The organism is Edaphobacter bradus (assembly GCF_025685645.1).
In the GTDB taxonomy this organism is placed as follows: domain Bacteria; phylum Acidobacteriota; class Terriglobia; order Terriglobales; family Acidobacteriaceae; genus Edaphobacter; species Edaphobacter bradus.
The window spans coordinates 486,667-508,147 of sequence record NZ_JAGSYF010000002.1 but is presented as its reverse complement, the minus strand read 5'-3'; the positions used below and the strand labels follow the sequence as shown (position 1 = coordinate 508,147).

The following is a 21,481-nucleotide window of genomic DNA, read 5'->3' as shown; positions in this document are numbered from 1 at the left end:
CGAACCGCAATACGTTGCGACTACTGCCGGTTGTCTTCGTCGACGGTGATGTTCCCCGGAAGATCGAGCGCCACCACGCCGAACTTCGTTCCTGAACCTTCTGGGTCGATCGCGACAATGTGCTGGTGCTGCTTCGACCCTGTCTTAAGCTCCATCTTGCCCGAGGTATCGGAGTTGACGTTGACCTTGGTCTTTCCGTGGTCGTCGTCGCAGGTCAGGCCCTCCTCGGTGCGGGTGGGCGTGCCGACGGGCTTGTCGTTGCTGCACTGGATGACGGTCCCGAAGCGCTTCAGCGCGTCGCGATAGAAGGCTTGCACCTTGTCCGGCGCGTCCGGAGTCCGGTAGCTGGCCGCCTTCACGCGCAGGTGGAACTTGCCGAAGCTCAGGTTCACGTCTGCTGCGCCGTTATTCTTATCCTTCTTCACCAGCTCCGCGCCGGGATAGATCGGCAGGCCCAGGCCATCTTCCACGGCCGAGTCGTTGGTCTTGACCTGCAAGCCGCCGAACGGCGTCGCAATCTTTACGTTGTCGCTGTCACCCTGCCTGCTGGAGTTGAACCGGCAGCCGGTCATGGTCAGCATTCCTCCCATTACGACCGCCAGAAGCGCTTGTTGTACTCGCATCTCATCCTCCGCACTTAACGATACGCCTCGGGCGGCCTCGCGGTTCCATGCCTGCGGTGACCGCGCTCGGCAGCCGGGGCACTGCATTCTTGCGGTGTAACGGCAGGAAGTTGCATAGCCTCGCAACTCTCGCCCGTCTCCGAGCGCGTTCTCACAAAAAAAAGCGTGTCAGCAAACTCCGGACACCGCAGTGACTATCCTATACTTGAGTGCAAGTATTTCTGGAGCTTCGGCATGGCGCAGCACCAGCAAATCCGCAGAGAGCCGCCTTCCGGATCCGACATTCCGGACAAGCTGTACTTTCGCATCGGCGAGGTCGCCCGCCTTTGCGACGTTCCGGCGTACGTTCTGCGTTTCTGGGAGAGCGAGTTTCCGCAGCTCAAGCCGCATAAGGGCGGCACGGGCCAGCGGCTCTACCGCCGTCGCGACGTCGAGACCGCGCTCCACATCAAGAGCCTTCTGTACAACGAGGGTTACACCATCCCCGGCGCGCGCCAGGTCATCAAGACAGAGCAGAAGCAGAAGGCCCCGCAGCTCGCGCTCGGCATCGATCCCGGCGCGGTCAGCGTACAGCAGATTCGCAAGCTGCAGAAGGACCTCAGCGACCTTCTGGCGCTCCTCTCCAAGGCCCCGGCCCGGCCCGCTGTCCATCCCATCCGCGCGCCTCGCCAGGCAGCGCCACCCCGCCGCGCTGGCGTAGAAAAGCTCTTCGATCTTCAGCCTCAGCCCGTCGATCCGAAGGACGACCCGAAGTCCTGAGCCGGTTTTGCAATCCTGAGCCCGGCTCCCTTACAACCGGATAAGCCCGGCGTGGATCGCCCAGAGCGACGCGCTTGCCACGACGATCCAGAGCGCGACTCCCTGAATCATCGGCCGCACTCCCACCTGCCGCAACGTCTCGCGCGAGATTCCAGTGCCGATCAAAAAGAGCACTACTGTCAGGCCCGCGCGTCCCAGCCGGTTCAGGCCGCTGAAGAGCGGAACCGATGTGGGAATCCACCGCGGAACATAGCTGGCCAGCACGGCCGCCACGCAGAAGTAAAGGATGAACCACGGCAACTGCACCTTGGCCTTGCTCTTCCGGAGCATCGCGGTGCCGATGGCCAGCGGCACGATCCACAGCGCGCGAGCGAGCTTCACTGTCGTCCCCACGGCGAGCGCCGTCGGCCCATACTTGGCTCCGGCTCCCACGACGGAGCTTGTATCGTGAATCGCCAGCGCCGACCACAGCCCGAACTGCGTCTGCGAGAGATGCAGCGCGAGCCCGATGAACGGAAACAACAGCAGCGCCACCGAGTTCAGCACGAAGACGGTTCCGAGCGAGACCGCCATCTCCTCTTCGTCCGCCTCAAGCACAGGCCCCATCGCGGCGATGGCGCTGCCTCCGCAGATCGCCGTTCCCATGCTGATCAGCAGCGACTGCGTCTTGCCCACAGTGAGTATCTTGCCCAGCAGAATGCCGAGGCTCAACGCAACGGTGATGCTGATCGCTGTATAGAAGAATCCCGACTTGCCCGCGTGGACTACTTCCTTCAAGTTCATCCCAAAGCCCATGCAGACTACCGCCGCCTGCAGCAGAAACTTCGAGAGGTGTTTGCTCTCCCGGTGGAAGGGATGGATCGCCATCAGGCCGAAGACAAGCCCCAGCGCCAGCGCAAACGGGGGGCCGATGAGCCCGCTTGCCGCGAGAATGATTCCGATGAAGAAGAGGTTCTTTGTCATTACGTCTTTAAGCATCGACCCCCGAAGGGGTTGAGTCGAGACGTACTTTTGCATCACCAATAAGCTGATCTTATCGGCCCGATTTCTCCGGAGTTGCGACGGCGGCCAGCGCAAATCGCTGGAACACGGCTGCGGCTCCTGCCGCCTCCGTGCCGGCGAGGCGCACAAAGCTGAAGTCGCGCACAATCTGCAGCCCTTTTATCCGCACAACCCTCACGGACCCCAGCCGCAGCACCTTGGTCACCGACCAGCGCGAGACAAAGCCCACGCCCAACCCGGCCTCTACGCCGGAGATGATCGCCTCGGTCGAGTCCAGCTCCATCGCCACCTGCAGCGACTTCAGCGGCAGCCCCGCATGCTTCAGCGCGCGCTCCACCACGCGCCGGGAGCCTGAGCCCTGCTCGCGCAGCACCAGGGGAACTTTTGCCAGCTCCGCGACATCGATCGACCCCTTCAGCGCGGCCCACGGATGGTCCGGGCTTGCGATAAGCACCATCTCATCGCGCGTCATCCGTTCTGTCTTCACCTCGCGCCGCATCGCCGGCCCTTCAATCAGCCCGAGGGCTACGCGCTCCTCGGCGACGACCTGGACGATCCGCTCCGTGTTGCCGCTGACGACCGAGAGCTTCACATGCGGATACTGGCGCAGAAAGGCTCCCAGAATGTGCGGCAGAACATACTGCGCCACGGTGGTCGAAGCCCCGAGGCGAAGCTCGCCCGCCACCTCGTGGTTGAGCGCCGCCAGCGCGCGCTGCGCCTCGGCCATGGTCTGCGCGGCGCGGTTGGCGTACTTGAGCAGGACGCGGCCTGCCTCGGTCAATGCGATCTGCGTTCCGTGGCCTTCGCCGCCTGCGCGGTCAAAGAGCCGGACGCCGGCCTCTTCTTCGAGCGCGCGGATCTGCTGGCTCACAGCAGGCTGGCTGAGATGCAGCACCTCGGCCGCTTTGCGAAAGCTCAACCCCTCTGCGACCGTTCGAAACACCTTCAGCCGAAAATTCTCCACGTCCTCTCCTCGCCCGCGAACCACCCACGCTACCCACAGCATAAGTCTCCGCTTGCGTTTAGCCCGATAGAATCATCTCAAGCCGCGAATCCAGTGAACGCAACCGACGATCCCAACTCGACCCCCGGGCCACTGCAAGCCCCAGTTCAAGCTCCGCAGGCTCCGCGTGCCGGCGAGACAGGGCTCCGGCGCAGACTTCTGGCGTTTCTTCACCCCTCGGCCTCGCACAGCGCGTTCTCGGCGACGCTGCTTCTCATGCTCTCGACGCTTCTCTCCGGCGTCCTTGGCCTCGTGCGCCAGAAGTACATCAACTACATCTTCGGAGCGGGCCCGCAGACCGACGCCTACAACGCCGCCTTCCAACTCCCCGACATGCTTGCGTATTTCCTCGTCGGCGGAGTCGCCTCCATCTCGCTCGTCACCATCCTCAACCGCTATCGCGCGGAGGGCGACGAGGCCGGCGGCGATCGTGCGCTGTCCATCGTTCTCAACGCGATGATCGTGGTCCTCGGCGCCGGCATCGTGCTTGCTGAGGTCTTCGCGCCCTTTTACACGCGAGTCGCCTTCCGTGGCTTCGATCCTTACCAGGCCGCGCTCTGCACCTCGCTGACGCGAATCCTGCTGCCTGCGCAGCTCTTCTTCTTCATCGGCGGTGTCATCGGTTCGCGGCTGCTCGTCCGCAAGATCTTTATCTACCAGGCGATCACGCCGCTCATCTACAACCTCGGCATCATCCTCGGCGCTGTCTTTCTTCATCAACGCTTCGGAATCTACTCGCTCGCCATCGGCGTTCTCGCTGGGGTCATCGTCGGGCCTGCGGCTCTTACGGCATTCGGGGCATTTCGCGAGGGACTGCGCTACCAGCCCATTCTCAATCTCCGCCATCCGGCATTTCTGGAGTGGCTTCGACTCACGTTTCCCCTGATGATTGGCGTCTCGCTAGTCACAGCCGACAAGTGGATTCTGGCCTACTTCGCGTCGAACGACACAGGCGGAATCTCGCGGCTCACCGTGGCCAAGACGCTCTTCAATGCTCCTATGGGCATCCTCGGCCAGGCTGCCGGAGCGGCGTCGCTGCCGTTCTTCTCCGCGCTCTTCAGCCAGAATCGGCTTGGCGAGTTTGCCGTCGCGGTCAATCGCTCCGTCTCGCGCGTCCTGGCCGCGTCGTTTCTGCTCGGAGCCTGGATGATCGCGCTCGCCTCGCCCATCGTCGATCTGTTTCGCGGAGGCTCATTCACGCCGGCCGACGCGCAATCGACCGCGCTTTACTTCACCATCTTCACGCTATCGATCGCGTTCTGGGCGGCGCAGGGAATCTACGCACGCTCCTTCTACGCCGCAGGAGACACGGTCACTCCCGCGACTGCAGGATGGGCCGTCACGCTGCTCTCGATCCCGGTCTACAGCCTTCTCTTTCGCAGCGCGGGAATCACCGGCCTCACGTTTGCCTCGAATGCCGGGATCGTCGTCCAGACGCTGGTGCTCGCTCTGCTGCTGAATCGCAAAGGACTGGTTCGGCTCTCGGGTCTGGAGTTCGGCGAACTGGCGCGCGCTCTTCTCGCGGCGGCAATCAGTCTCGCGGGGGCTTACGCGATCGCGCATCGCGTGACTGTTTCGCACAGCCATCTTCGCGACATCGAAGTGATTGCCCTCGGAACGCTCGTGTGGGCGCTGCTTGCTGCGATGGTGCTTCGCCTCTCCGGCTCGGCGCTCCTGCAGCAGCTCCGCTCGCGTCTATGAGTCGAAAGCCTGGATTCGAAACGCCTACTTCGCGTCCTCGTACTCCTCATGCCACGCCGTCTGGATCGCCTCCAGAATGCTTTCGTTCGACTTCGCCGGATCGCCCACGAACCCGGGCAACTCGGTGACGTACTTGTGCAGATCGGTAAACCTCACTGTGTAGGGATCGATCTCGGGATACTTCTCCTGCAGTTGAATTCCAATCTCCTCGGAATCGGTCCAGTTGATCTCGCGCGGCATCGGCACTCCTCCTGACGCTATTCTACGGCGGGCAGATGACAGCTCGACGAACGGCCTCCGCAGGAGATCATCCAATCGACGCAGTGATAAGGAAGAGAGCTACAGCGAAGGCGTAGGCGTCAGTTCCGTGTGTTAAAAGTGGATTTAGCTGACTTCTGAGCGGGGTCTGCGGTCAGTCGTTCTTGACCGCTACGGCGGGCTTGCCCTCCTGCACGTAGTTGCGGTTCCACTTGGGGATCTCAACGACATACGTCCCCGGTTTCTCGATCACGGCCTGGCAGCCGAGCCGTGAGTTCAACTGCAGGTCGGCAGCCGTCTCCATGCGGTCGAGTTCCTTATCCTCGGGCTCGCTGATGCCGTTCGCCCCGTCTTTTACCCACAGGTGACAGGTCGTGCACGCGCACACGCCGCCGCATGCATGGTCCAGAAAGATATCGAAGTTCTCCGCGACGTCGAGGAACGACATCGGCTCTCCGTGCCCTTCGTACGGCAGCGAATCGAATGGAAACTCCACGGTCCGGCCTTCAGGCTCAAACGTCACCCTCACCATGCCTTCGCCCGCGGGCTTCGACAAATCCACAACCTGATCCTTATTGATTTCGCCCATAACTTACTTCTTTATCTCACTCAATAACTTAATCTTCTGTCGACTCTCCGGCCGTAGCCGTTTCCTTCACTGAATCTTCAATTGCCTCGGCCGCCGCATCCGTGCTCAGCACCTGCGCCTTTGCGAAGGGATGCGGCGCGGTGGGGCCTTCTCCTATGCTCTCACCTGCGGCCTGCATCGTCTTGCCGCCGATCGCGCCGGATACGGCTGAATCCATCATCAATTCGGCGAACCGCCGCGTCGCTACGTCCAGCCGCTCGATCGCCGCGCGGATCGCCTTGTGGTCGTCGCCCTTCACCGAAGTCTTCACCTCTGCCTCGGCCTCGTCAATCTTTGCGACCTCGCCTGCGCTCAACTGCTGCCATGAGGCGTGGCTGCGGCCCTTGTCCACAGCCGCCAGGATCGTCTCGGCCTCGTTCTTCGCCTCGATGACCTGCCGCACGCGGATGTCCTCCTCGGCGTTGTCGAACGATGACAGGATCATCTCCTCCACCTGCTCGTCGGTCAGCCCGTAGGTGGGCTTCACCTCGACCTCGGCCTCTTTACCGCTGCGCTGCTCGCGCGCGCTCACGTGCAGGATGCCGTTGGCGTCGATCAGGAACTTCACCTCGATGCGCGGCAGCCCGGCCATCATGGGCGGGATGCCCTTCAGGTCGAAGCGTGCCAGGGACCGGCAGTCCTTTGCCAGTTCGCGCTCTCCCTGCACCACGTGAATGGCCACATTTGTTTGCCCGTCCACGCCCGTTGTGAAGTGCTCGGTCGCGCTGGCGGGAATGGTCGAGTTGCGCTGGATGATCTTCGCCACCACGCCGCCCAGAGCCTCGATGCCCAGCGACAGTGGAGTCACGTCGAGCAGCAGTAGGTCTTCCGTAGCCTTCGAGCCGCCGGCGAGAATCTGCGCCTGCACAGCAGCCCCCAGCGCGACAACTTCATCGGGATTCAGCTCGGTGTGCGGCTTCTTGCCCCGCGCGCTCAGGCCGAAGACATCATCCACCAGCTTCCGCACGGCCGGAATGCGCGTCGATCCGCCGACCAGAACCACTTCGTCGATCTGCGCCGGATCGATCCCGGCGTCCTTCAGGGCCTGCTTGCAGGGGTCTGCCGTCCGCGCGATCACACCGGCGATAAGCCTTTCGAACTGCTCGCGTGCAATCTCGCGGGTATAGCGTCTCCCGCTCGGGAGCGTCACATCCAGCCGGGCTACTTCATTCTCCGAGAGCCAGATCTTCGCCTCGATTACCGCCTTGCGGATCGACTGCACCGCCTCGCCGTTGTGGCGAAGATCTTCGCCCAGATCGCCGGCAATGTCGTCCAGCGCAATCGCAATCAGCAGGTTGTCGATGTCGTCGCCGCCGAGGTGCGTATCACCGCCGGTCGCGACGACCTCGAAGATTCCCTCGTGCAGCTTCAGGATGGAGATATCGAACGTCCCGCCGCCGAAGTCATACACCGCGATCAGCCCGTCTTTGTTCTTGTCCAGCCCATAGGCCAGAGCGGCCGCCGTCGGCTCGTTCACCAGCCGCAGGACCTCAAGCCCCGCGATACGTCCTGCGTCCTTCGTCGCCTGCCGCTGCGCATCGTTGAAGTAGGCAGGAACCGTAATCACGGCCTTCGTGATCGGAGCCCCGAAGTACCGCTCCGCGTTTCTCTTGAGCTGTGTCAGCACATACGCCGAGATCTCCGGCGGAGTCATGGTCAGCCCGCCAACTTTGAGCTGCAGCACCTCGCCCGGCTGCAGCCCATCGGCAAGCTTGAAGGGGAAGAGCTTCAGCTCGTCCTGCACATCCTCCACGCCGCGTCCCATCAGCCGCTTAGCCGAGTACACCACGCTGCCTGCATCTTCGAGCAGCGTCTGGTGCGCCGCGTTTCCCACCACAACGCCGTTGCCGGTCACCGCCACCACCGACGGAACCAGCCGGTCGCCGTCCTCACCGGGAATGACCGCAGGGGTATCTCCCTGCATATAAGCCACAAGGGAGTTCGTCGTCCCAAGGTCAATCCCTACAACACGCTCTTCCGCCATCCATTCAATCCTTTAGTTTCTATTGTCCTACAATCGCAGCATTGCGGCGTGCCGCCACAATTTTGGATGCCGCGCCAACTGAGGTCGATTCCATGAGCAGCCAAGCCAAAGCCTGTACCTCCACCGTCATCCCCAGCCTCCGCTACCGCGACGCAGTGGCGGGCATCGACTGGCTCGTTCGCGCCTTCGGCCTCGAGAAGAAGGCGGTCTACATGGGCCGAACAACACAGTCGCCCACGCCGAGCTCACCTTCGGCAACGGCATGATCATGCTCGGCTCGGCCTCGAACGAAGGCGAATACGCCAAGCTCATGGTCCAGCCAGACGAGATCGGCCTGCGCGAGTCCAAGGGCATCTACCTCGTCGTCTCCGACGCCGACGCCATCTACGCCACGGCAAAGGCCGCCGGGGCCGAAATGGTTCTCGACATCCGCAATATGGATTACGGCGGCCGCGCCTTCACCTGCCGCGATCCCGAAGGCCACCTCTGGAACATCGGCAGTTACGATCCCTGGGAATCCTAAACATCTTCGTGACGAACTGTGACTACGCAGGCCAGCGCCCGTGATACCGTCAGCTTATGGAGCTGAACCCGTACGCCAGGTTCCTGGGAGACGCCGATCCCGTCGTCGTCCTCACCACCACCTCCGAGCGGCTGCACGCCCTCATCGACCCGCTGCCCCCGACGCGCGTCAACGAGCAGCCGGCGCCGGGCAAGTGGAGCATCCGCGAGATTGTCTCGCACCTCGCCGACTGCGAGGTTGTCTTCTGCTTCCGCCTGCGTCAGACCCTCGCCGAAGACCACCACATCATCCAGCCCTTCGACCAGGAACGCTGGGCCCAGCGTTACGGCGCGTATCAGATTGACCAGGCGCTGGCCCTCTTCGAAGCCGCCCGCAACTGGAACCTTCGCCTGTTGACGACCGTCCAGGAAGAGGACCGGCACCGCCACGTCACGCATCCCGAGCGCGGAACCATGACCTTCTGGACCATCGTCGAGACCATGGCCGGCCACGACATCAACCACCTCCTGCAAATCGAACACCTCGTCGCCAAGCCATAAACTAGTTGGCAGGCATGTCGTCACTTCCCGCACTTACCGCCGCCGCTTCCGTCGCCGCAGCAGGCCTCGCCTGGGCCGCACTCGCGCCGCAGTCGCAGCTCTTCGGCCCAACGCTCATCGCTCCCGACAGGCCCAACGAGATCGCGCTCACCTACGACGATGGCCCCAACCCCGCCGCCACCCCGCGACTGCTCGAAGTTCTCGCGCATCACGACGTCCGCGCCACCTTCTTCCTGATCGGCCGCTTCGTCCGCACGCAGCCCACGCTCGTCCGCGAGATCGCCGCCGCTGGACACCTTATCGGCAATCACTCGACGACACACCCCTGGCTGCCCTTCATCTCCAACGCACGTATCCGCGCGGAGCTCACCGGCTGCAACGCCGCGCTTGAAGACACCCTCGGTGCGCCTGTGCGCTACTTCCGCGCTCCCCACGGAGCACGCCGTCCTTACGTTCTCAAGACGGCTCGCCGGCTGGGCCTGACTCCAGTGCAGTGGAACATCATCTGCGGCGACTGGAACCCCATCGGCCGCGATGCAATCCTCGCCCGTGCCACCCGAGGCATCGCGCGCAACCAGCGCGACGGCCGCGCCTCTAACATCGTTCTCCACGACGGGGGGCATCTTGCGTTGAATGCGCCTCGCATGGCGACAGTCGAGGCCACCGACCGTTTGCTACAGCAACTTCCACCCAGCCAGGTTAGCTACGTCACCGTCGACGCTTGGGCGTGATTGAGGTTCTATTGCCGACTCAACTCTGCAACGCCGTTCGCGCCGCAACCAGCGTCGCTTCCACCTCAGCTGTGCGGTGCGCTGTTGAGACAAACGCCGCCTCAAACTGGCTCGGCGGCAGCCACACCCCCGCCTCCAGCATCGCTCGGTGAAATCTTCCGAAGGCCGCCGTATCCGACTTCGCCGCGCTGGCAAAGTCTGTCACCGGCTCACTGGTGAAGAACCAGGTGAACATCGAGCCGACGCGGTTCGTCGTCAGGGGCACGCCAGCCTCGCGTGCGACTGCAGCCACTCCGTCAGCGATCGCCGCAGTCGTCTTCTCGAGTTGCGAGTAGATCTCCCCCTCGCGCGCAATCAATTCCTTCAGGGTTGAGATCCCCGCTGCCATCGCCAGCGGATTCCCGCTGAGCGTCCCGGCCTGGTAGACCGGCCCCAGCGGTGCGAGCTTGTCCATCACATCGGCCCGCCCGCCAAACGCGCCGCACGGCAGCCCTCCGCCGACGATCTTGCCTAGCGTCGTCAGGTCGGGAGTGACCCCATACCGCTGCTGCGCTCCGCCCAGTGCCACACGAAACCCCGTCATCACCTCGTCCAGAATCAGCAGCGCGCCGTCCTTCCGGGTCAGCGCACGCAGGCCCTCCAGATAGTCCGGTGCGGGAGGAATCGTTCCCGCGTTCCCAACTACTGGCTCCACGATCACGCAGGCGATCTCGCCCGGCCGTGCCGCAAACGCCGCCTCCACGGCATCGAGATTGTTGAACGGCAGCGCCAGCGTATGCATCGCCGTCTCCTCCGGCACGCCCGCAGACCCCGGGATTCCCAGCGTCGCAACTCCGCTGCCCGCTTTTACCAGCATCGCGTCGGAGTGGCCGTGGTAGCAGCCCTCGAACTTCACGACGAACTTCCGTCCTGTAAACCCGCGCGCCAGCCTGATCGCCGACATACAGGCCTCTGTCCCCGAGCTGACAAACCGCAGCTTCTCGACCGAAGGGAAGCACCGCCGCACCAGCTCGGCCAGATCGCCCTCAGCCGCCGTTGAAGCCCCAAAGCTCGCGCCGCGCGCCGCCGCCTGCTGGATCGCCTCCACCACCGGCGCAAAGGCGTGCCCCAGGACCATCGGCCCCCACGACCCGAAGTAGTCGAGGTAGCGATTGCCGTCCTCATCAAACAGATAGGCTCCCTCGGCCCGGATCACAAACGGAGGGTCGCCCCCCACAGAACGAAACGCCCGCACCGGCGAATCCACTCCTCCCGGCAAAAGCTTTTCAGCACGAACCTGCAACTCACGCGAGCGATCCAATCTTAAACCCATGCCTTCAAGTATAAGAGTCACAAGGGCCTGCTCCATGACCGAAGCCGAACGCAGCCAGCTCGTCTCGCGTCCCGTCCTCCTCTACGACGGCGTATGCGTCCTCTGCAATGGGGTCGTCCACTTCCTCCTCCGCCGCGACGCCCAGGGCGTCTTCCGCTTCGTCCCGCTGCAGAGCCCGCTCGGAACCGAACTCCTCGCCGCGCCGTCACAACTGGACGGGGTCATCCTCCTCACCGAGACCCTCACCGCCGCCCAGAAGATCCACTATCGCAGCGACGCAGTCGCCTCCGCGCTGGGCATTCTTGGAGGCCGCTGGGCCATCCTCGGCCGCACGCTCAGACTCATACCCCGCCCACTGCGCGAGTTTGGCTACGGCCTCATCGCCCGGGTGCGCTATCGTCTGTTCGGCCGCTACACCACCTGCCCCATCCCGTCGCCCAGCGAGCGCTCCCGAATCCTCGGCCTCGACCAGTAGACTGGTCACTAAGACCATCGTTTTCAGTCCCGTAATTCTCCCCTGCTAGACTTAAGATTCCTCGATTCGAGCACGCAAATCCCTGGAGAGCACCTTGCCGGAGACCTTCCTCACCCCTGACACCATCAACGCCGACAGTACCGCGGCCGTCAAAAAAACCTCTGCGAAGTCGGGTGCGGCCAAGAAGTCCATCACTTACGCCGAGGCCGGCGTCGACATCTCCGCCGCCGACCGCAGCAAGCATCGCATCAAGATGCTCGCCCGCAAGACCTTCAACAAGCAGGTGCTTAGCGAGATTGGCGGCTTCGGCGGGCTCTTCGGCCTCGACCTTGAAAAGTATCCCAATCCTGTCCTCGTCTCCTCCTGCGACGGAGTCGGCACCAAGCTGAAGGTCGCCTTCGAGCTTGGCATCCACCATACTGTGGGCCAGGACCTCGTCAACCACTGCGTCAACGACATCGCCGTGCAGGGAGCCACTCCGCTCTTCTTCCTCGACTACCTCGCCACCGGCAAGCTTGAGAACTCCATCGTCGAGACCGTGGTTCAAGGTCTCTCCGACGCCTGCCGCGCCAATGGCTGCGCCCTCATTGGCGGCGAGACCGCCCAGATGCCCGGCTTCTACTCCGATGGCGAGTACGACCTCGCCGGAACCATCATCGGAGCTGTCAGCCGCGACAGAATCATCACCGGCGACGCTATTCAGGTGGGCGACATTCTGATCGGACTGCCGTCGAACGGCCTCCACACCAACGGCTATTCGCTTGCCCGCAAGCTGCTGTTCGACGTAGCCAAGTACGGCCCCGACCAGTACGTCAACGAGCTCAAGGACAAGACCGGCGCCGCGCTCATGCGTGTCCACCGCAGCTACCTGGCGATCATCAAGAAGCTCACCCAGGCCGATGTGGTCAGCGGCATGGCCCACATCACCGGCGGAGGCATCACGGAGAACCTCCCCCGTATCATCCCCAAGGGCATGGGTGCGCAGGTTGATCTGGCTTCATGGAGCGTCCCGCCGCTGTTCGAGCACCTGCAGAAGCTGGGCAACGTCGAGCAGGACGAGATGTTCCGCGCCTTCAACATGGGAATCGGACTCGTCGTCGTCGTCCCGGCCGAAAAGGTGAAGAAGGCGAAGGCGATCCTCAACCGCGCCAACGAACGCCACCACATCATCGGCCGTATCGTCCGCGGCGAGCGTAAGGTCAGCTACAACTGACCTATCAGTCGTATAGCCATCAGAACGGTTCTCTGCTTCACTGCTCTTGATTGTCATTCTGCCGCAAAGGACCGTTAACTCTGAGCGCAACCAGGGACCCCCGAGCTTTGCCCCTCAAGCCGCAGAACTGCTGGCTGAAGGGCGCGCTGGTGCTTGCGCTCTCTCTGATCTGCGGTCCGGTCGCTCAAGCTGGCGCACAGGAGCTGCTGCAGTCATCCGCGGCTGGCTCGGAACTCCCCGAGACCCCCACCCCCCGGATGCTCGCGACCATTGCCGGAACCGTCACCGACCACGACGGAGCAATCGTCCCCGGCGCGAAGGTGACGCTTGGTCGCGAGGGCCAGCCACCCGGACGAACGGTGGCCACAGACGCCGACGGGCGATTCTGCTTCGCCAACGTCACGCCCGGGCCGTTCACGCTCTCGATCTCGGCCACTGGATTCGCTTCCCAGCAGACCTCAGGACAGGTGCAGGCGGGCCAGAGCTATGAGGTCTCCGCAATCTCGCTGACTGCGGCCACTGCCATTGAGGTGCAGGCCGTCACGCAGCGCGAGCTGGCCGAGGAGCAGGTGAGGATCGAGGAGAGGCAGCGCGTCCTCGGTTTCATCCCGAACTTCTACGTCAGTTACGAGCCCAACCCCATGCCGCTTGCCCCCGCACAGAAGTTTGAGCTTGCATGGAAGGCGTCGTTCGATCCCATCAACCTCGGAATTACCGGGGCCGTCGCTGGAGTTCAGCAGGCTAACGATGACTTCGACGACTACGGGCAAGGCAGCCAAGGCTACGCCAAGCGCTACGCCGCCTCCTACGCCACCTCCTTCGCCGGCACCTTGCTCGGCAACGCCGTTCTGCCGATTCTCTTCAAGCAAGACCCGCGATATTTCTATAAGGGCACAGGATCCACGCGGTCACGCGTTCTGTATGCCATCGCCAACGCAGTGATCTGCAAGGGCGACAACGGCCGCTGGCAGCCCAACTACTCCAGCATCCTCGGCAACCTGGCGGCAGGCGGCATCTCGAACCTCTACTATCCGGCCGCCAATCGTGAAGGCGCCCGCCTTACCTTTGAAGACGCAGGAATTGGCATCGCTGGCAGCGCAGTCGCGAACGTCTTTCAGGAGTTCGTCGTCCGCAGGCTTACGCCTCACGTCCACAACTCGGCGATGCTCAATCCCTGAGCCCTCAGTCTGATCTTTCTTCACAAGGCCGCATAATAAAGATGGCTTCAAGCCACAAAGCGCATGAAGAAACTAGGTATTCTCCTCTCCGGACGCGGCTCAAACTTTCTCGCCATCCATCGCGCCATCGCTGAAGGCCGTCTCGATGCCGAGATCGCTATCGTTCTCTCCAACAAGCCTGACGCGCCCGGCCTTGAAGCTGCCCGCGCACTCGGTCTCAAAGCCCTTGCGATTCCCCAGCAGGGCAAAGGCACCGAGGCCCGCGCCGCCCACGACGCGCTGATGCTCGCCGAGCTGTGGGCGCATAACGTGGACCTCGTCTGCCTCGCAGGCTACATGCGCATCATCTCGCCCGCCTTCGTCGCGGCCTTCCCGAATCGTATCGTCAACATCCATCCGTCGCTGCTGCCGGCCTTCCCCGGCCTCGATGCGCAGCATCAGGCCTTCGACCATGGCGTCAAAGTCACGGGCTGCACGGTCCACTTCGTCGACGAGGCCGTCGACCACGGCGTCATCATCCTGCAGCGCGCCGTTCCGGTTCACGACGAGGACACCGCCGAGGCCCTCGCCGCGCGCATCCTCGAGCAGGAGCACATCGTCTACCCCGAGGCCATCGCCCGCGTCCTCAGCGGCGACTACGCCATTCAGGATCGCCGCTACCTCCGCCGCTCAAGCTAGTCGCCCCGTGGCGAGTGCGTTACTTCAGAACAATATCGAGACCGCTGCCGGTATCGTCTACCGTGAATGCTGTCTCGTTCGAGTCTGGAGCCAGAGAAACGGAGCTGCCGTTGACCGTTGCGGCGGTCGCGGCGGAGCGCCAGCCGTAGACCTCGATGCGAAGCTGCTTCCACCACGGTTGGTAGCTGCCCTGGTGCGCTCCGATGTGAATGTGGAGCTGTCCGTCTTCGACCTTGCAGGTTGAGTCCATGCGAAGGTACGCGCCCTGACGGAAGGCGAAGGAGATGCCGTCGTCCTGATACACGGTTCCGCTGCAGTTTTCATTCTGCGAGTGCGGGGCATAGACGCGCAGGGTGAGCGGCCCCTGCGGCGTCTCCTCCGTGCTCTGCACCAGCGGCTGAAGGGGAAGAATCGAGCCTCCGCGCACGTAGACCGGGAGAACTTCGAGTGACGGAGTGATGAGGAGCGGCCGCGCTGGCTGAGTCACTGCCTCGGATTTGTTCGCGTTGGCCGTTGCAAGAGGCTGTTCGGCATCGCGGCTTGAGGTGGTGGTGATGTGCGCGGCGAGTTTGCCTGTCCAGTAGTCGTACCAGTCGCCGGGGGGCAGGCGGAGTTCGTAAGCGTCTAACTCGTCAGGATAGGGCGAGGCCGCGACGAGTAGATCGGGTCCGAAGAAGAACTCGCCTGACGCGTCGAGGTCGAGCGGATGGCCGTCGGGGGTGGCGTTGGGGAACTCCACAAAGAGCGGGCGCACGATGGGGACTCCGGTGCGCGACATCTCTTCGGCCAGCGTGTAGAGGTAGGGCATCAGGTGGTAGCGCTCTTCGATGTAGCGGCGGCGAATCGCCTCCTGTGCGATGCCGTGGACCCACGGTTCCTGGTCGCCGGTTCCTTTGGCGGTGTGGTCGCGGTCGATGGGCTGGAAGGTGCCGAGCTCGAGCCACTTGGTCAGCAGGTCGGGTTGCGGAGTTCCAGCGAAGCCTCCGACGTCGGCGCCGCTCATACCGAAGCCGCTCAGGCCGAGGTTCAGCAGCATGGGAGTGGTGAGGCGGAGATGGTTCCACGTTGAACTGTTGTCGCCTGTCCATGTGGCGGCGTAGCGCTGGCCTCCGGCGTAACTGGCGCGCGTAAGGACGAAGGGCCGCTCATTCGGATTGATCTTCAACAGGCCGTCGTAGGTGGCTCGCGTGTTCTCCATGCCGAAGATGTTGTGGATCTCAAGGTGAGTGGCCGTGCGCGGAGCGAAGCCGGGCTCGTCGATGCGGTGCTGCACATTGTCGGGCATGGTCTTCGTGGGGACGTTGAAGATGGCCGGCTCGTTCATGTCGTTCCAGAAGCCGGCGATGCCCAGCTTGGAGAAATCTGTATAGAGGGTTCCCCACCAGGCGCGCGAGGAGGCTTGTGTGAAGTCCGGGAAGACGGCCGGGCCGGGCCAGACGGCTGCGGTGTAGACGGAGCCGTCTGGGTTCTTGACGAAGTGGTCGCCCGCAGTGCCGGTGTCATAAGGTGCGTAGTTCTGGTGGGGCAGATTGGCGATGTGCAGGTCGGTGATGGCGACGACGTGGAAGTGCTCCGCGGCGAGTTGCTGAATCATCTGCGCGAAGTGAGGGAACTTGACGGTGTCGACGGTGAAGGGGCGGTTGTTCTGCTGGTAGTCGATGTCAAGGTAGAGCGCGTCGGCGGGAATCTTCTCTTCGCGGAGCTTGTTGGCGATCTCCATCACGCGCGACTCGGGGTAGTAGCTGTAACGCGACTGCTGGAAGCCGAGCGACCAGAGCGGCGGCAGAGGCGAGGGGCCGGTGAGCCATGCGTAGGTCTCAATGACCTTGCGCGGCGTTGGGCCATAGAAGAGGTAGTAGTCGATGGGGCCGTCGGGCGCGCCGAAGCTGTAGGCGTTGGAGAGCTCCTTGCCGAAGTCGAAGCTGGAGCGGAAGGTGTTATCGAAGAGGACGCCCAGCGCGCGGCCTTGGGTGAAGCTGATGAAGAAGGGGATGCTCTTGTAGATGGGGTCAGTGGATTCCTGGTAACCGAAGGAGTCGGTGTTCCAGTCGGTGAAGGCCTGGTTGCGACGGTCGAGCGGGCCGACTTTGTCGCCGAGGCCGAAGAAGTGCTCGTTGGGCTGCATCACTTTATAGAGGCGGAAGCTTGAGCCGTGATACTCGACGGGGCGAAGGTCTTGCTGAAGCAGATGCCCGGCGAGGTCGGTGACGCGGAGCGTGCCGTCGCGGCGGTCGAGTGAGACACGGAGCGCATCGGTGTGGAAGCCCACGGCCTCGCGCGAGGAGTCCGGCTGAACCGCGCTGGTGGCCGTGCGCGCGGCGGGAAGAACGGCCCATGAGGCGTCCTCGGGAAGCCTGCCGTTGCGGCCGATGCGGACGCGGATCACGTCGGGACGGAGCGCCGTGATCTGCATGACGGCCCCATTGACGGTGACGGCGAGGCCGTTGGGCAGCGGTGAAGTCTTTTCTATGTGATTGAGAGTGAGGGCGGACTGGTCGGGAGTGGGAGTCTGCGCTTTGGCGGCAGTAGTGAAAGTAAGCGCAAGAGCAAGGGCAAGGATGGTGTGGCGCATTAAGTCTCCCTAAAACGGCTGCATTTCAAATGTAATTATTTGCGGCTATGAAATGTTGAGGGGAGATGGTTTTTCTCGCGATGAAGTACTGCTTTCGGCTTCGTCAGCCAATCGAGACATGTTGGACCGGTTTACGCGTGAGATTCGCGTATTGGCTGGACTGAATCATCCGAACATCGCCGCTCTGTATACGGCGTTTCATCACGATGGCCCGATTGAAGAGGTTGAATTTCAGGAGAAGTCTCATGGGCTTGAACAGGGAGCCGGGCTATGTGGTTCTGTCTATGACAAGCAGGGTACAGTCATCTCGTGGCGGCGCGCCGCCACTGAAGCGGTGCATGGAAGTGAAGATGGCGTGGACGGGCTCAGCGGTTGCCAGTTCGCGCTTAAGCTTCGTTGGGCCGAATTGCTCTCCACTGGAGTCTTCCGCCTCAGTGATACCGTCGCTTAACAGTACCAACCTTGCTTTTGGAGGAAGGGTGAGCGTGATGGAGTGGAAGGTTGCGTTGTGAAGGAGGCCAACGGGAACGTCACCATCGGTGATTGGCTCGACGGTTCCGTCTTCGTGGACGAGAAAGGGAGAGACATGACCGCCGTTGACGAGTTCGACCTGCCCTGAGGGCCTGTAGTGAAGGGCGATGAGAGTGACGTATCGTTGCCCGAAGACGCGACAGCAGAGGAAATCATTGACGGTGGCGACGGCGTTGACGAGCGAGGAGCAGCCTTTGACCTGCGCGTACATCATCCCGTGAATGATGGCGGCGAGGAGAGCAGCGGGCATGCCTTTGCCGGAGACGTCGGCGACGATGGCGACAAAGCCATCATTGCCATCGCTGTCTGAGCTGACCGGGATGACGTCGTAGAAATCGCCCCCGACCTCAGTGCACTGGACGGCGCGAGCCATAAGGTTTGCGTAGGGGAAGGTGGGGAGCTCGCGAGGGATGATGCTCTGCTGAATCGAAGCGGCGATCTCCAACTCGTTGCGAAGCAGGTCGGCGGCGCGCTGGGCCTGTACCATGCGGGCGTTCTCGACGAGTGTGGCCGCTTCCGTAGCGATGGCGTGGAGAATGTCGCGGCCGACCCGGTTGAGAGTCCCGGTGTGGAGACGGCTGTCGAGGTAGAGGATGCCGAGGAGATTGGTGGAGGCACGGCCCCGGAGGGGAATGGCGATGGCGCTGCGCAGGTCGTGGGCGACCATGCTCTCGCGGCTCACGGGCTGGCCCTCCCCACTGACATCACCGATGAGATATTCCTGACCCGACTGCGCGGCGTCGCGGAGGATGGACCGCGAGATTTTGGAGTCGTCGACGAGAGGCTGGCCTTCGCAGTTGAGGCCGGTTTCGAGGGTGAGGTTGGCGGGGCTATCTCCTAGGAAGACGAAGCCGCGCTCTGCGCCGGTGAGGCGCAGGGTGTACTCGATCATGGTGCTGAGGACGTCCTGGAGGACGCGGGTATTGTTGAAGCTTTGCGCCGCCTGGAGGAAGAGGGAAAGCTTTTCGAGCTCAGTACTGGAAGAGCCAGTTGAGAAGAGGGTGAGCAGGTTGCGCGTCGAGGACGTCCGCTGATCGAGCGCAGTGAGGAACACAAGCGTGATGTTGGAGAGACCGAGCTGGATGCGGTCACCCGATTGCAGGCGTGCTGTTTCGCGCCGGATACCGTTGATGAGCGTGCCGTGGCGGCTGCCGAGGTCCTGAAGGAAGTAACCGTCTTCATCACGATGCAGGACGGCGTGTTGGCGGGAGACCTGCGTATTGGACAGGAAGAGGTTGCTTCCCGGTTGACGGCCGATGGTGAAGGGTACTGTGTCGATGTTGACGGTTCGCGAGTTCTCGCCCTCGTGGATGACGAGCCGTACTGGGAGCTGGCTGAGTTCCATTGGACGGGCCGTGGCGGGCGCTGTCCTTTAGTGGAGGTGACCGGGCGCCCGGGGACTGAAGCGAAAGTCTATCACCTGCGTCTGGCCCCAGGCCGTATTGCGAGACAGGCTCACGGTTTGGAAGGGGCGGCTCAGGCCTGTTGAGGGTGGACGGCCCATGGTGGTAGCATCCATTCCCCTCGGGAAGCCCCGGTGGCCGGGTGCTGAAGAGGGGCCGCTCGCTGCGGCGAAGAGGGAGGACTCCAGTATGAGGGTTTATTCAGGAAGCGAGATTCGTAACGTCGCTGTTGTGGGGCACGCGCACTGTGGAAAGACAAGCCTGATCGCCGCAATGCTGCATGCAGCGAAGATGACTCCCGAGCTGGGGCGAGTCGAAGATGGCTCCGCGGTGACGGCGTACGACGAAGAGGAGGTCGCAAGACAGACGACGATGGCCAACGCCGTCGCGTTCGCCGAGTGGGAAGGCGTGAAGATGAACCTCGTCGATACGCCCGGGTTCCACATGTTTGCGCATGAGGCGCGCGCGGCGATGATGCCCGTCGAGACGGCGCTGGTCGTGATCAACGCGCGCTGCGGCGTGGAGACAATGACCGATCGCGTATGGAAGTACGCTGGCGAGGTCAATCTGCCGCGCATCATCCTGATGAACCAGGTCGATCATCCCAAGGCAGACAGCAGGGTAGGACGGATGCAGATGATCGAAGACCTGCAGCAGCGATGGGGACGCCAGGTGGTTCCGGTGCAGTTGCCCATCATCGATCAGCACGGCTTCCACGGAGTCGTGGACCTTGTGACGATGAAGGCGTTTCTCTATGAACCCGACGGCAGCGGGCGCGGAGAGGTTGGGAAGATTCCCGATGCCATGGCCGCCGACGCCAAGGCAGCGCACGAGGCCCTGGTCGAGCTGGTCGCCGAAGGCAAGGACGCGCTCATGGAGGAGTTCTTCGCAGTCGGCACGATCCCCGAGGAGCATCTGATCACTGCGCTGCACGAGGCGATCCGCGAGGACAGGATCTTTCCCGTGCTCTATGCGAGCGGCCTGCGCAATGTGGGCACGGACCATTTGCTCGACTTTCTTAAGGTCTATGCGCCGTCGCCGCTGGAGCGTGAGCCGGTGGCTGCACGAGGTCTGAGAACTGCCGGAGCCAATGGAAGCGCGGGACTTCCGGCCGAAGAGATTGTGATGCGCAAGGTCGACGACAAGGAGCCGCTCGCGGTCTTCGTCTTCAAGACGATGTCAGATCCGTTCGCGGGAAGAATCTCCTTCTTCAAGGTCGTGAGCGGCGTGTTGAAGAACGACATGACGATCGAGAACTTCACGCGCCATGAGGCAGAACGGTTCTGCCACCTCTCGACGATGCAGGGCAGAAAGGCAGTGGAGGTTGCGGAGCTGCACGCCGGCGACATCGGTGCCGCTCCCAAGCTGCGCTCGACGCTGACCGGCGACACGCTCGGCAACAAAGCCAACGAGGTCCTCTTTGAGCCGGTGCCGATGCCGGATGCCGCGATGACCTATGCCATCGAGCCGAAGTCGCGGGCCGATGAAGACAAGCTAGCTCCTGCGCTGCACCGTTTGATGGAAGAGGACCCGATGGTGCGGTTTTACCGCGATCCGCAGACGAACGAATTTCTGGTCGCCGGCGCGGGGCAGCAGCATATTGAAGCGATCGTCTCTAAGTTAAAGCGGCGTTATCACACGGAGGTGACGCTGAAGGCGCCCAAAGTTCCTTATCGCGAGACGATTCGCGGAAGGGCCGAGGCGCAGGGCCGTCACAAGAAGCAGACCGGCGGGCACGGGCAGTTTGGAGACTGCAAGATTCGTATGGAGCCGCTGCCGCGGGGAAGCGGGATTGTCTTTGAGAACGATATCTTCGGCGGCGCGATTCCGCGGCAGTTTGTCCCTGCGGTCGAGAAGGGAATTCAGGAGTCCGCGGGGCGCGGCTATCTGGCCGGATACCCGATCGTCGACATCAAGGTGACCGTCTTCGATGGAAGCTACCACGAGGTCGACTCCAGTGAGATGTCCTTCAAACTTGCTGCGCGGCTTGCGTTTCGCAAGTGCATGGAGCAGGCCAAGCCGACGCTGCTGGAGCCGGTGATGCGCGCCGAGATTGAGGCTCCGGACGAGTTTGCAGGCGCGTTGATCGCCGACCTCAACGGACGGCGAGGCCGCGTACAGGGAATGGACAGCGCAGGCGCAGGCACGGTTCTAAGGGCTGAGGTCCCGATGGCCGAGATGCTGAGCTACGGCTCCACGCTGACGTCGATCACACAGGGTCGAGGCAGCTTCCGTATGGAACTGGACCACTACGATGTAGTGCCCCAGCAGGTCTCCGAGAAGATTCTGGCCTCCGCCAAGCGGCCGGTTCACGACGAGGAGGAATAGGCCGCCGATTCAGCAAAGAGCAGGTTTCTCAGAGGTTTGG

20 protein-coding genes are annotated in these 21,481 nt (G+C 62.8%); 11 read left to right on the top strand and 9 right to left on the bottom strand.

Going from position 1 to position 21,481, the window contains the following annotated elements; all coding sequences use genetic code 11:
* Nucleotides 1–20: 20 nt before the first annotated feature.
* Nucleotides 21–623 carry a hypothetical protein gene (locus OHL16_RS08200; protein WP_263366626.1) on the bottom strand — a complete coding sequence of 201 codons (603 nt, stop codon included), beginning with the start codon at nucleotides 621–623 and terminating at the stop codon, nucleotides 21–23.
* 234 nt (nucleotides 624–857) lie between these two features.
* On the opposite strand from OHL16_RS08200, the gene OHL16_RS08195 reads away from it, so the two are divergent.
* Complete coding sequence (locus tag OHL16_RS08195) at nucleotides 858–1,382, top strand: MerR family transcriptional regulator (RefSeq protein ID WP_263366625.1); 525 nt, start codon at nucleotides 858–860, stop codon at nucleotides 1,380–1,382.
* Between the two features lie 30 nt (nucleotides 1,383–1,412).
* Here OHL16_RS08195 and OHL16_RS08190 read toward each other — a convergent pair whose 3' ends face one another.
* Nucleotides 1,413–2,345 (bottom strand): YeiH family protein, encoded by a 933-nt coding sequence (locus OHL16_RS08190; RefSeq protein ID WP_263366624.1) that lies wholly within the window; start codon nucleotides 2,343–2,345, stop codon nucleotides 1,413–1,415.
* 70 nt (nucleotides 2,346–2,415) lie between these two features.
* Nucleotides 2,416–3,348 carry a LysR family transcriptional regulator gene (locus OHL16_RS08185; RefSeq protein ID WP_263366623.1) on the bottom strand — a complete coding sequence of 311 codons (933 nt, stop codon included), beginning with the start codon at nucleotides 3,346–3,348 and terminating at the stop codon, nucleotides 2,416–2,418.
* A gap of 93 nt (nucleotides 3,349–3,441) precedes the next feature.
* Between OHL16_RS08185 and murJ the strand changes: the two genes are divergently transcribed.
* The gene (gene murJ / locus OHL16_RS08180; RefSeq protein WP_263366622.1) at nucleotides 3,442–5,088 is read left to right on the top strand and encodes a murein biosynthesis integral membrane protein MurJ; all 1,647 of its coding nucleotides are present in this window, start codon (nucleotides 3,442–3,444) and stop codon (nucleotides 5,086–5,088) included.
* Nucleotides 5,089–5,112: 24 nt separating this feature from the next.
* On the opposite strand, the gene iscX is transcribed toward murJ, so the two are convergent.
* The 3 genes from iscX to hscA form a co-directional block, all read right to left on the bottom strand.
* Nucleotides 5,113–5,328 carry a Fe-S cluster assembly protein IscX gene (gene iscX / locus OHL16_RS08175; RefSeq protein WP_263366621.1) on the bottom strand — a complete coding sequence of 72 codons (216 nt, stop codon included), beginning with the start codon at nucleotides 5,326–5,328 and terminating at the stop codon, nucleotides 5,113–5,115.
* A gap of 172 nt (nucleotides 5,329–5,500) precedes the next feature.
* A complete protein-coding gene (locus tag OHL16_RS08170; RefSeq protein ID WP_263366620.1) occupies nucleotides 5,501–5,935 on the bottom strand; it encodes a 2Fe-2S iron-sulfur cluster-binding family protein in 435 nt (144 codons plus the stop codon).
* A 28-nt stretch (nucleotides 5,936–5,963) separates the two neighbouring features.
* Nucleotides 5,964–7,958, bottom strand: a complete 1,995-nt coding sequence (gene hscA, locus OHL16_RS08165) for a Fe-S protein assembly chaperone HscA (protein WP_263366619.1) — start codon at nucleotides 7,956–7,958, stop codon at nucleotides 5,964–5,966.
* A 92-nt stretch (nucleotides 7,959–8,050) separates the two neighbouring features.
* On the opposite strand from hscA, the gene OHL16_RS08160 reads away from it, so the two are divergent.
* Genes OHL16_RS08160 through OHL16_RS08145 form a run of 4 tightly spaced genes read left to right on the top strand, consistent with a single transcriptional unit; the run spans nucleotide 8,051 to nucleotide 9,751 of the window.
* Nucleotides 8,051–8,224 carry a VOC family protein gene (locus OHL16_RS08160; protein ID WP_263366618.1) on the top strand — a complete coding sequence of 58 codons (174 nt, stop codon included), beginning with the start codon at nucleotides 8,051–8,053 and terminating at the stop codon, nucleotides 8,222–8,224.
* Entirely contained in the window at nucleotides 8,221–8,481 is a 261-nt protein-coding gene (locus tag OHL16_RS08155; RefSeq protein WP_263366617.1) for a VOC family protein, read from the top strand. The genes OHL16_RS08160 and OHL16_RS08155 overlap by 4 nt, the downstream gene beginning before the upstream one ends.
* 56 nt (nucleotides 8,482–8,537) lie before the next feature.
* Entirely contained in the window at nucleotides 8,538–9,020 is a 483-nt protein-coding gene (locus tag OHL16_RS08150) for a DinB family protein (RefSeq protein WP_263366616.1), read from the top strand.
* Between the two features lie 14 nt (nucleotides 9,021–9,034).
* Nucleotides 9,035–9,751, top strand: a complete 717-nt coding sequence (locus OHL16_RS08145; protein WP_263366615.1) for a polysaccharide deacetylase family protein — start codon at nucleotides 9,035–9,037, stop codon at nucleotides 9,749–9,751.
* A 19-nt stretch (nucleotides 9,752–9,770) separates the two neighbouring features.
* Here the strand turns inward: OHL16_RS08145 and hemL are convergent, their stop codons facing one another.
* Complete coding sequence (gene hemL / locus OHL16_RS08140) at nucleotides 9,771–11,063, bottom strand: glutamate-1-semialdehyde 2,1-aminomutase (protein ID WP_263367432.1); 1,293 nt, start codon at nucleotides 11,061–11,063, stop codon at nucleotides 9,771–9,773.
* A gap of 34 nt (nucleotides 11,064–11,097) precedes the next feature.
* Between hemL and OHL16_RS08135 the strand changes: the two genes are divergently transcribed.
* The 4 genes from OHL16_RS08135 (at nucleotide 11,098) to purN (ending at nucleotide 14,607) form a co-directional block, all read left to right on the top strand.
* Nucleotides 11,098–11,538 carry a thiol-disulfide oxidoreductase DCC family protein gene (locus OHL16_RS08135; protein WP_263366614.1) on the top strand — a complete coding sequence of 147 codons (441 nt, stop codon included), beginning with the start codon at nucleotides 11,098–11,100 and terminating at the stop codon, nucleotides 11,536–11,538.
* A 124-nt stretch (nucleotides 11,539–11,662) separates the two neighbouring features.
* Nucleotides 11,663–12,751 (top strand): phosphoribosylformylglycinamidine cyclo-ligase, encoded by a 1,089-nt coding sequence (purM, locus tag OHL16_RS08130; RefSeq protein ID WP_396127188.1) that lies wholly within the window; start codon nucleotides 11,663–11,665, stop codon nucleotides 12,749–12,751.
* A gap of 107 nt (nucleotides 12,752–12,858) precedes the next feature.
* The gene (locus OHL16_RS08125; RefSeq protein ID WP_263366613.1) at nucleotides 12,859–13,929 is read left to right on the top strand and encodes a carboxypeptidase-like regulatory domain-containing protein; all 1,071 of its coding nucleotides are present in this window, start codon (nucleotides 12,859–12,861) and stop codon (nucleotides 13,927–13,929) included.
* Nucleotides 13,930–13,992: 63 nt separating this feature from the next.
* A complete protein-coding gene (purN, locus tag OHL16_RS08120) occupies nucleotides 13,993–14,607 on the top strand; it encodes a phosphoribosylglycinamide formyltransferase (RefSeq protein WP_263366612.1) in 615 nt (204 codons plus the stop codon).
* Between the two features lie 19 nt (nucleotides 14,608–14,626).
* Here purN and OHL16_RS08115 read toward each other — a convergent pair whose 3' ends face one another.
* Together OHL16_RS08115 and OHL16_RS08110 are read right to left on the bottom strand one after the other, a co-directional pair.
* Nucleotides 14,627–17,179, bottom strand: a complete 2,553-nt coding sequence (locus OHL16_RS08115; protein WP_263366611.1) for a glycoside hydrolase family 31 protein — start codon at nucleotides 17,177–17,179, stop codon at nucleotides 14,627–14,629.
* A gap of 268 nt (nucleotides 17,180–17,447) precedes the next feature.
* The gene (locus tag OHL16_RS08110) at nucleotides 17,448–19,055 is read right to left on the bottom strand and encodes a SpoIIE family protein phosphatase (RefSeq protein WP_263366610.1); all 1,608 of its coding nucleotides are present in this window, start codon (nucleotides 19,053–19,055) and stop codon (nucleotides 17,448–17,450) included.
* A 247-nt stretch (nucleotides 19,056–19,302) separates the two neighbouring features.
* Between OHL16_RS08110 and fusA the strand changes: the two genes are divergently transcribed.
* A complete protein-coding gene (fusA, locus tag OHL16_RS08105) occupies nucleotides 19,303–21,441 on the top strand; it encodes an elongation factor G (RefSeq protein WP_263366609.1) in 2,139 nt (712 codons plus the stop codon).
* Nucleotides 21,442–21,481: the final 40 nt, after the last annotated feature.

Bases quoted from the DNA above. Each gene is read 5' to 3' on its own strand.
- OHL16_RS08200 (WP_263366626.1), bottom strand. From the start codon at position 623: ATGCGAGTACAACAAGCGCTTCTGGCGGTCGTAATGGGAGGAATGCTG.
- fusA (WP_263366609.1), top strand. From the start codon at position 19,303: ATGAGGGTTTATTCAGGAAGCGAGATTCGTAACGTCGCTGTTGTGGGG.
- OHL16_RS08160 (WP_263366618.1), top strand. From the start codon at position 8,051: ATGAGCAGCCAAGCCAAAGCCTGTACCTCCACCGTCATCCCCAGCCTC.
- OHL16_RS08145 (WP_263366615.1), top strand. From the start codon at position 9,035: ATGTCGTCACTTCCCGCACTTACCGCCGCCGCTTCCGTCGCCGCAGCA.
- OHL16_RS08155 (WP_263366617.1), top strand. From the start codon at position 8,221: ATGATCATGCTCGGCTCGGCCTCGAACGAAGGCGAATACGCCAAGCTC.
- OHL16_RS08150 (WP_263366616.1), top strand. From the start codon at position 8,538: ATGGAGCTGAACCCGTACGCCAGGTTCCTGGGAGACGCCGATCCCGTC.
- iscX (WP_263366621.1), bottom strand. From the start codon at position 5,328: ATGCCGCGCGAGATCAACTGGACCGATTCCGAGGAGATTGGAATTCAA.
- OHL16_RS08135 (WP_263366614.1), top strand. From the start codon at position 11,098: ATGACCGAAGCCGAACGCAGCCAGCTCGTCTCGCGTCCCGTCCTCCTC.
- OHL16_RS08110 (WP_263366610.1), bottom strand. From the start codon at position 19,055: ATGGAACTCAGCCAGCTCCCAGTACGGCTCGTCATCCACGAGGGCGAG.
- OHL16_RS08115 (WP_263366611.1), bottom strand. From the start codon at position 17,179: ATGCGCCACACCATCCTTGCCCTTGCTCTTGCGCTTACTTTCACTACT.
- OHL16_RS08195 (WP_263366625.1), top strand. From the start codon at position 858: ATGGCGCAGCACCAGCAAATCCGCAGAGAGCCGCCTTCCGGATCCGAC.
- hemL (WP_263367432.1), bottom strand. From the start codon at position 11,063: ATGGGTTTAAGATTGGATCGCTCGCGTGAGTTGCAGGTTCGTGCTGAA.
- OHL16_RS08190 (WP_263366624.1), bottom strand. From the start codon at position 2,345: ATGACAAAGAACCTCTTCTTCATCGGAATCATTCTCGCGGCAAGCGGG.
- hscA (WP_263366619.1), bottom strand. From the start codon at position 7,958: ATGGCGGAAGAGCGTGTTGTAGGGATTGACCTTGGGACGACGAACTCC.
- purN (WP_263366612.1), top strand. From the start codon at position 13,993: ATGAAGAAACTAGGTATTCTCCTCTCCGGACGCGGCTCAAACTTTCTC.
- OHL16_RS08170 (WP_263366620.1), bottom strand. From the start codon at position 5,935: ATGGGCGAAATCAATAAGGATCAGGTTGTGGATTTGTCGAAGCCCGCG.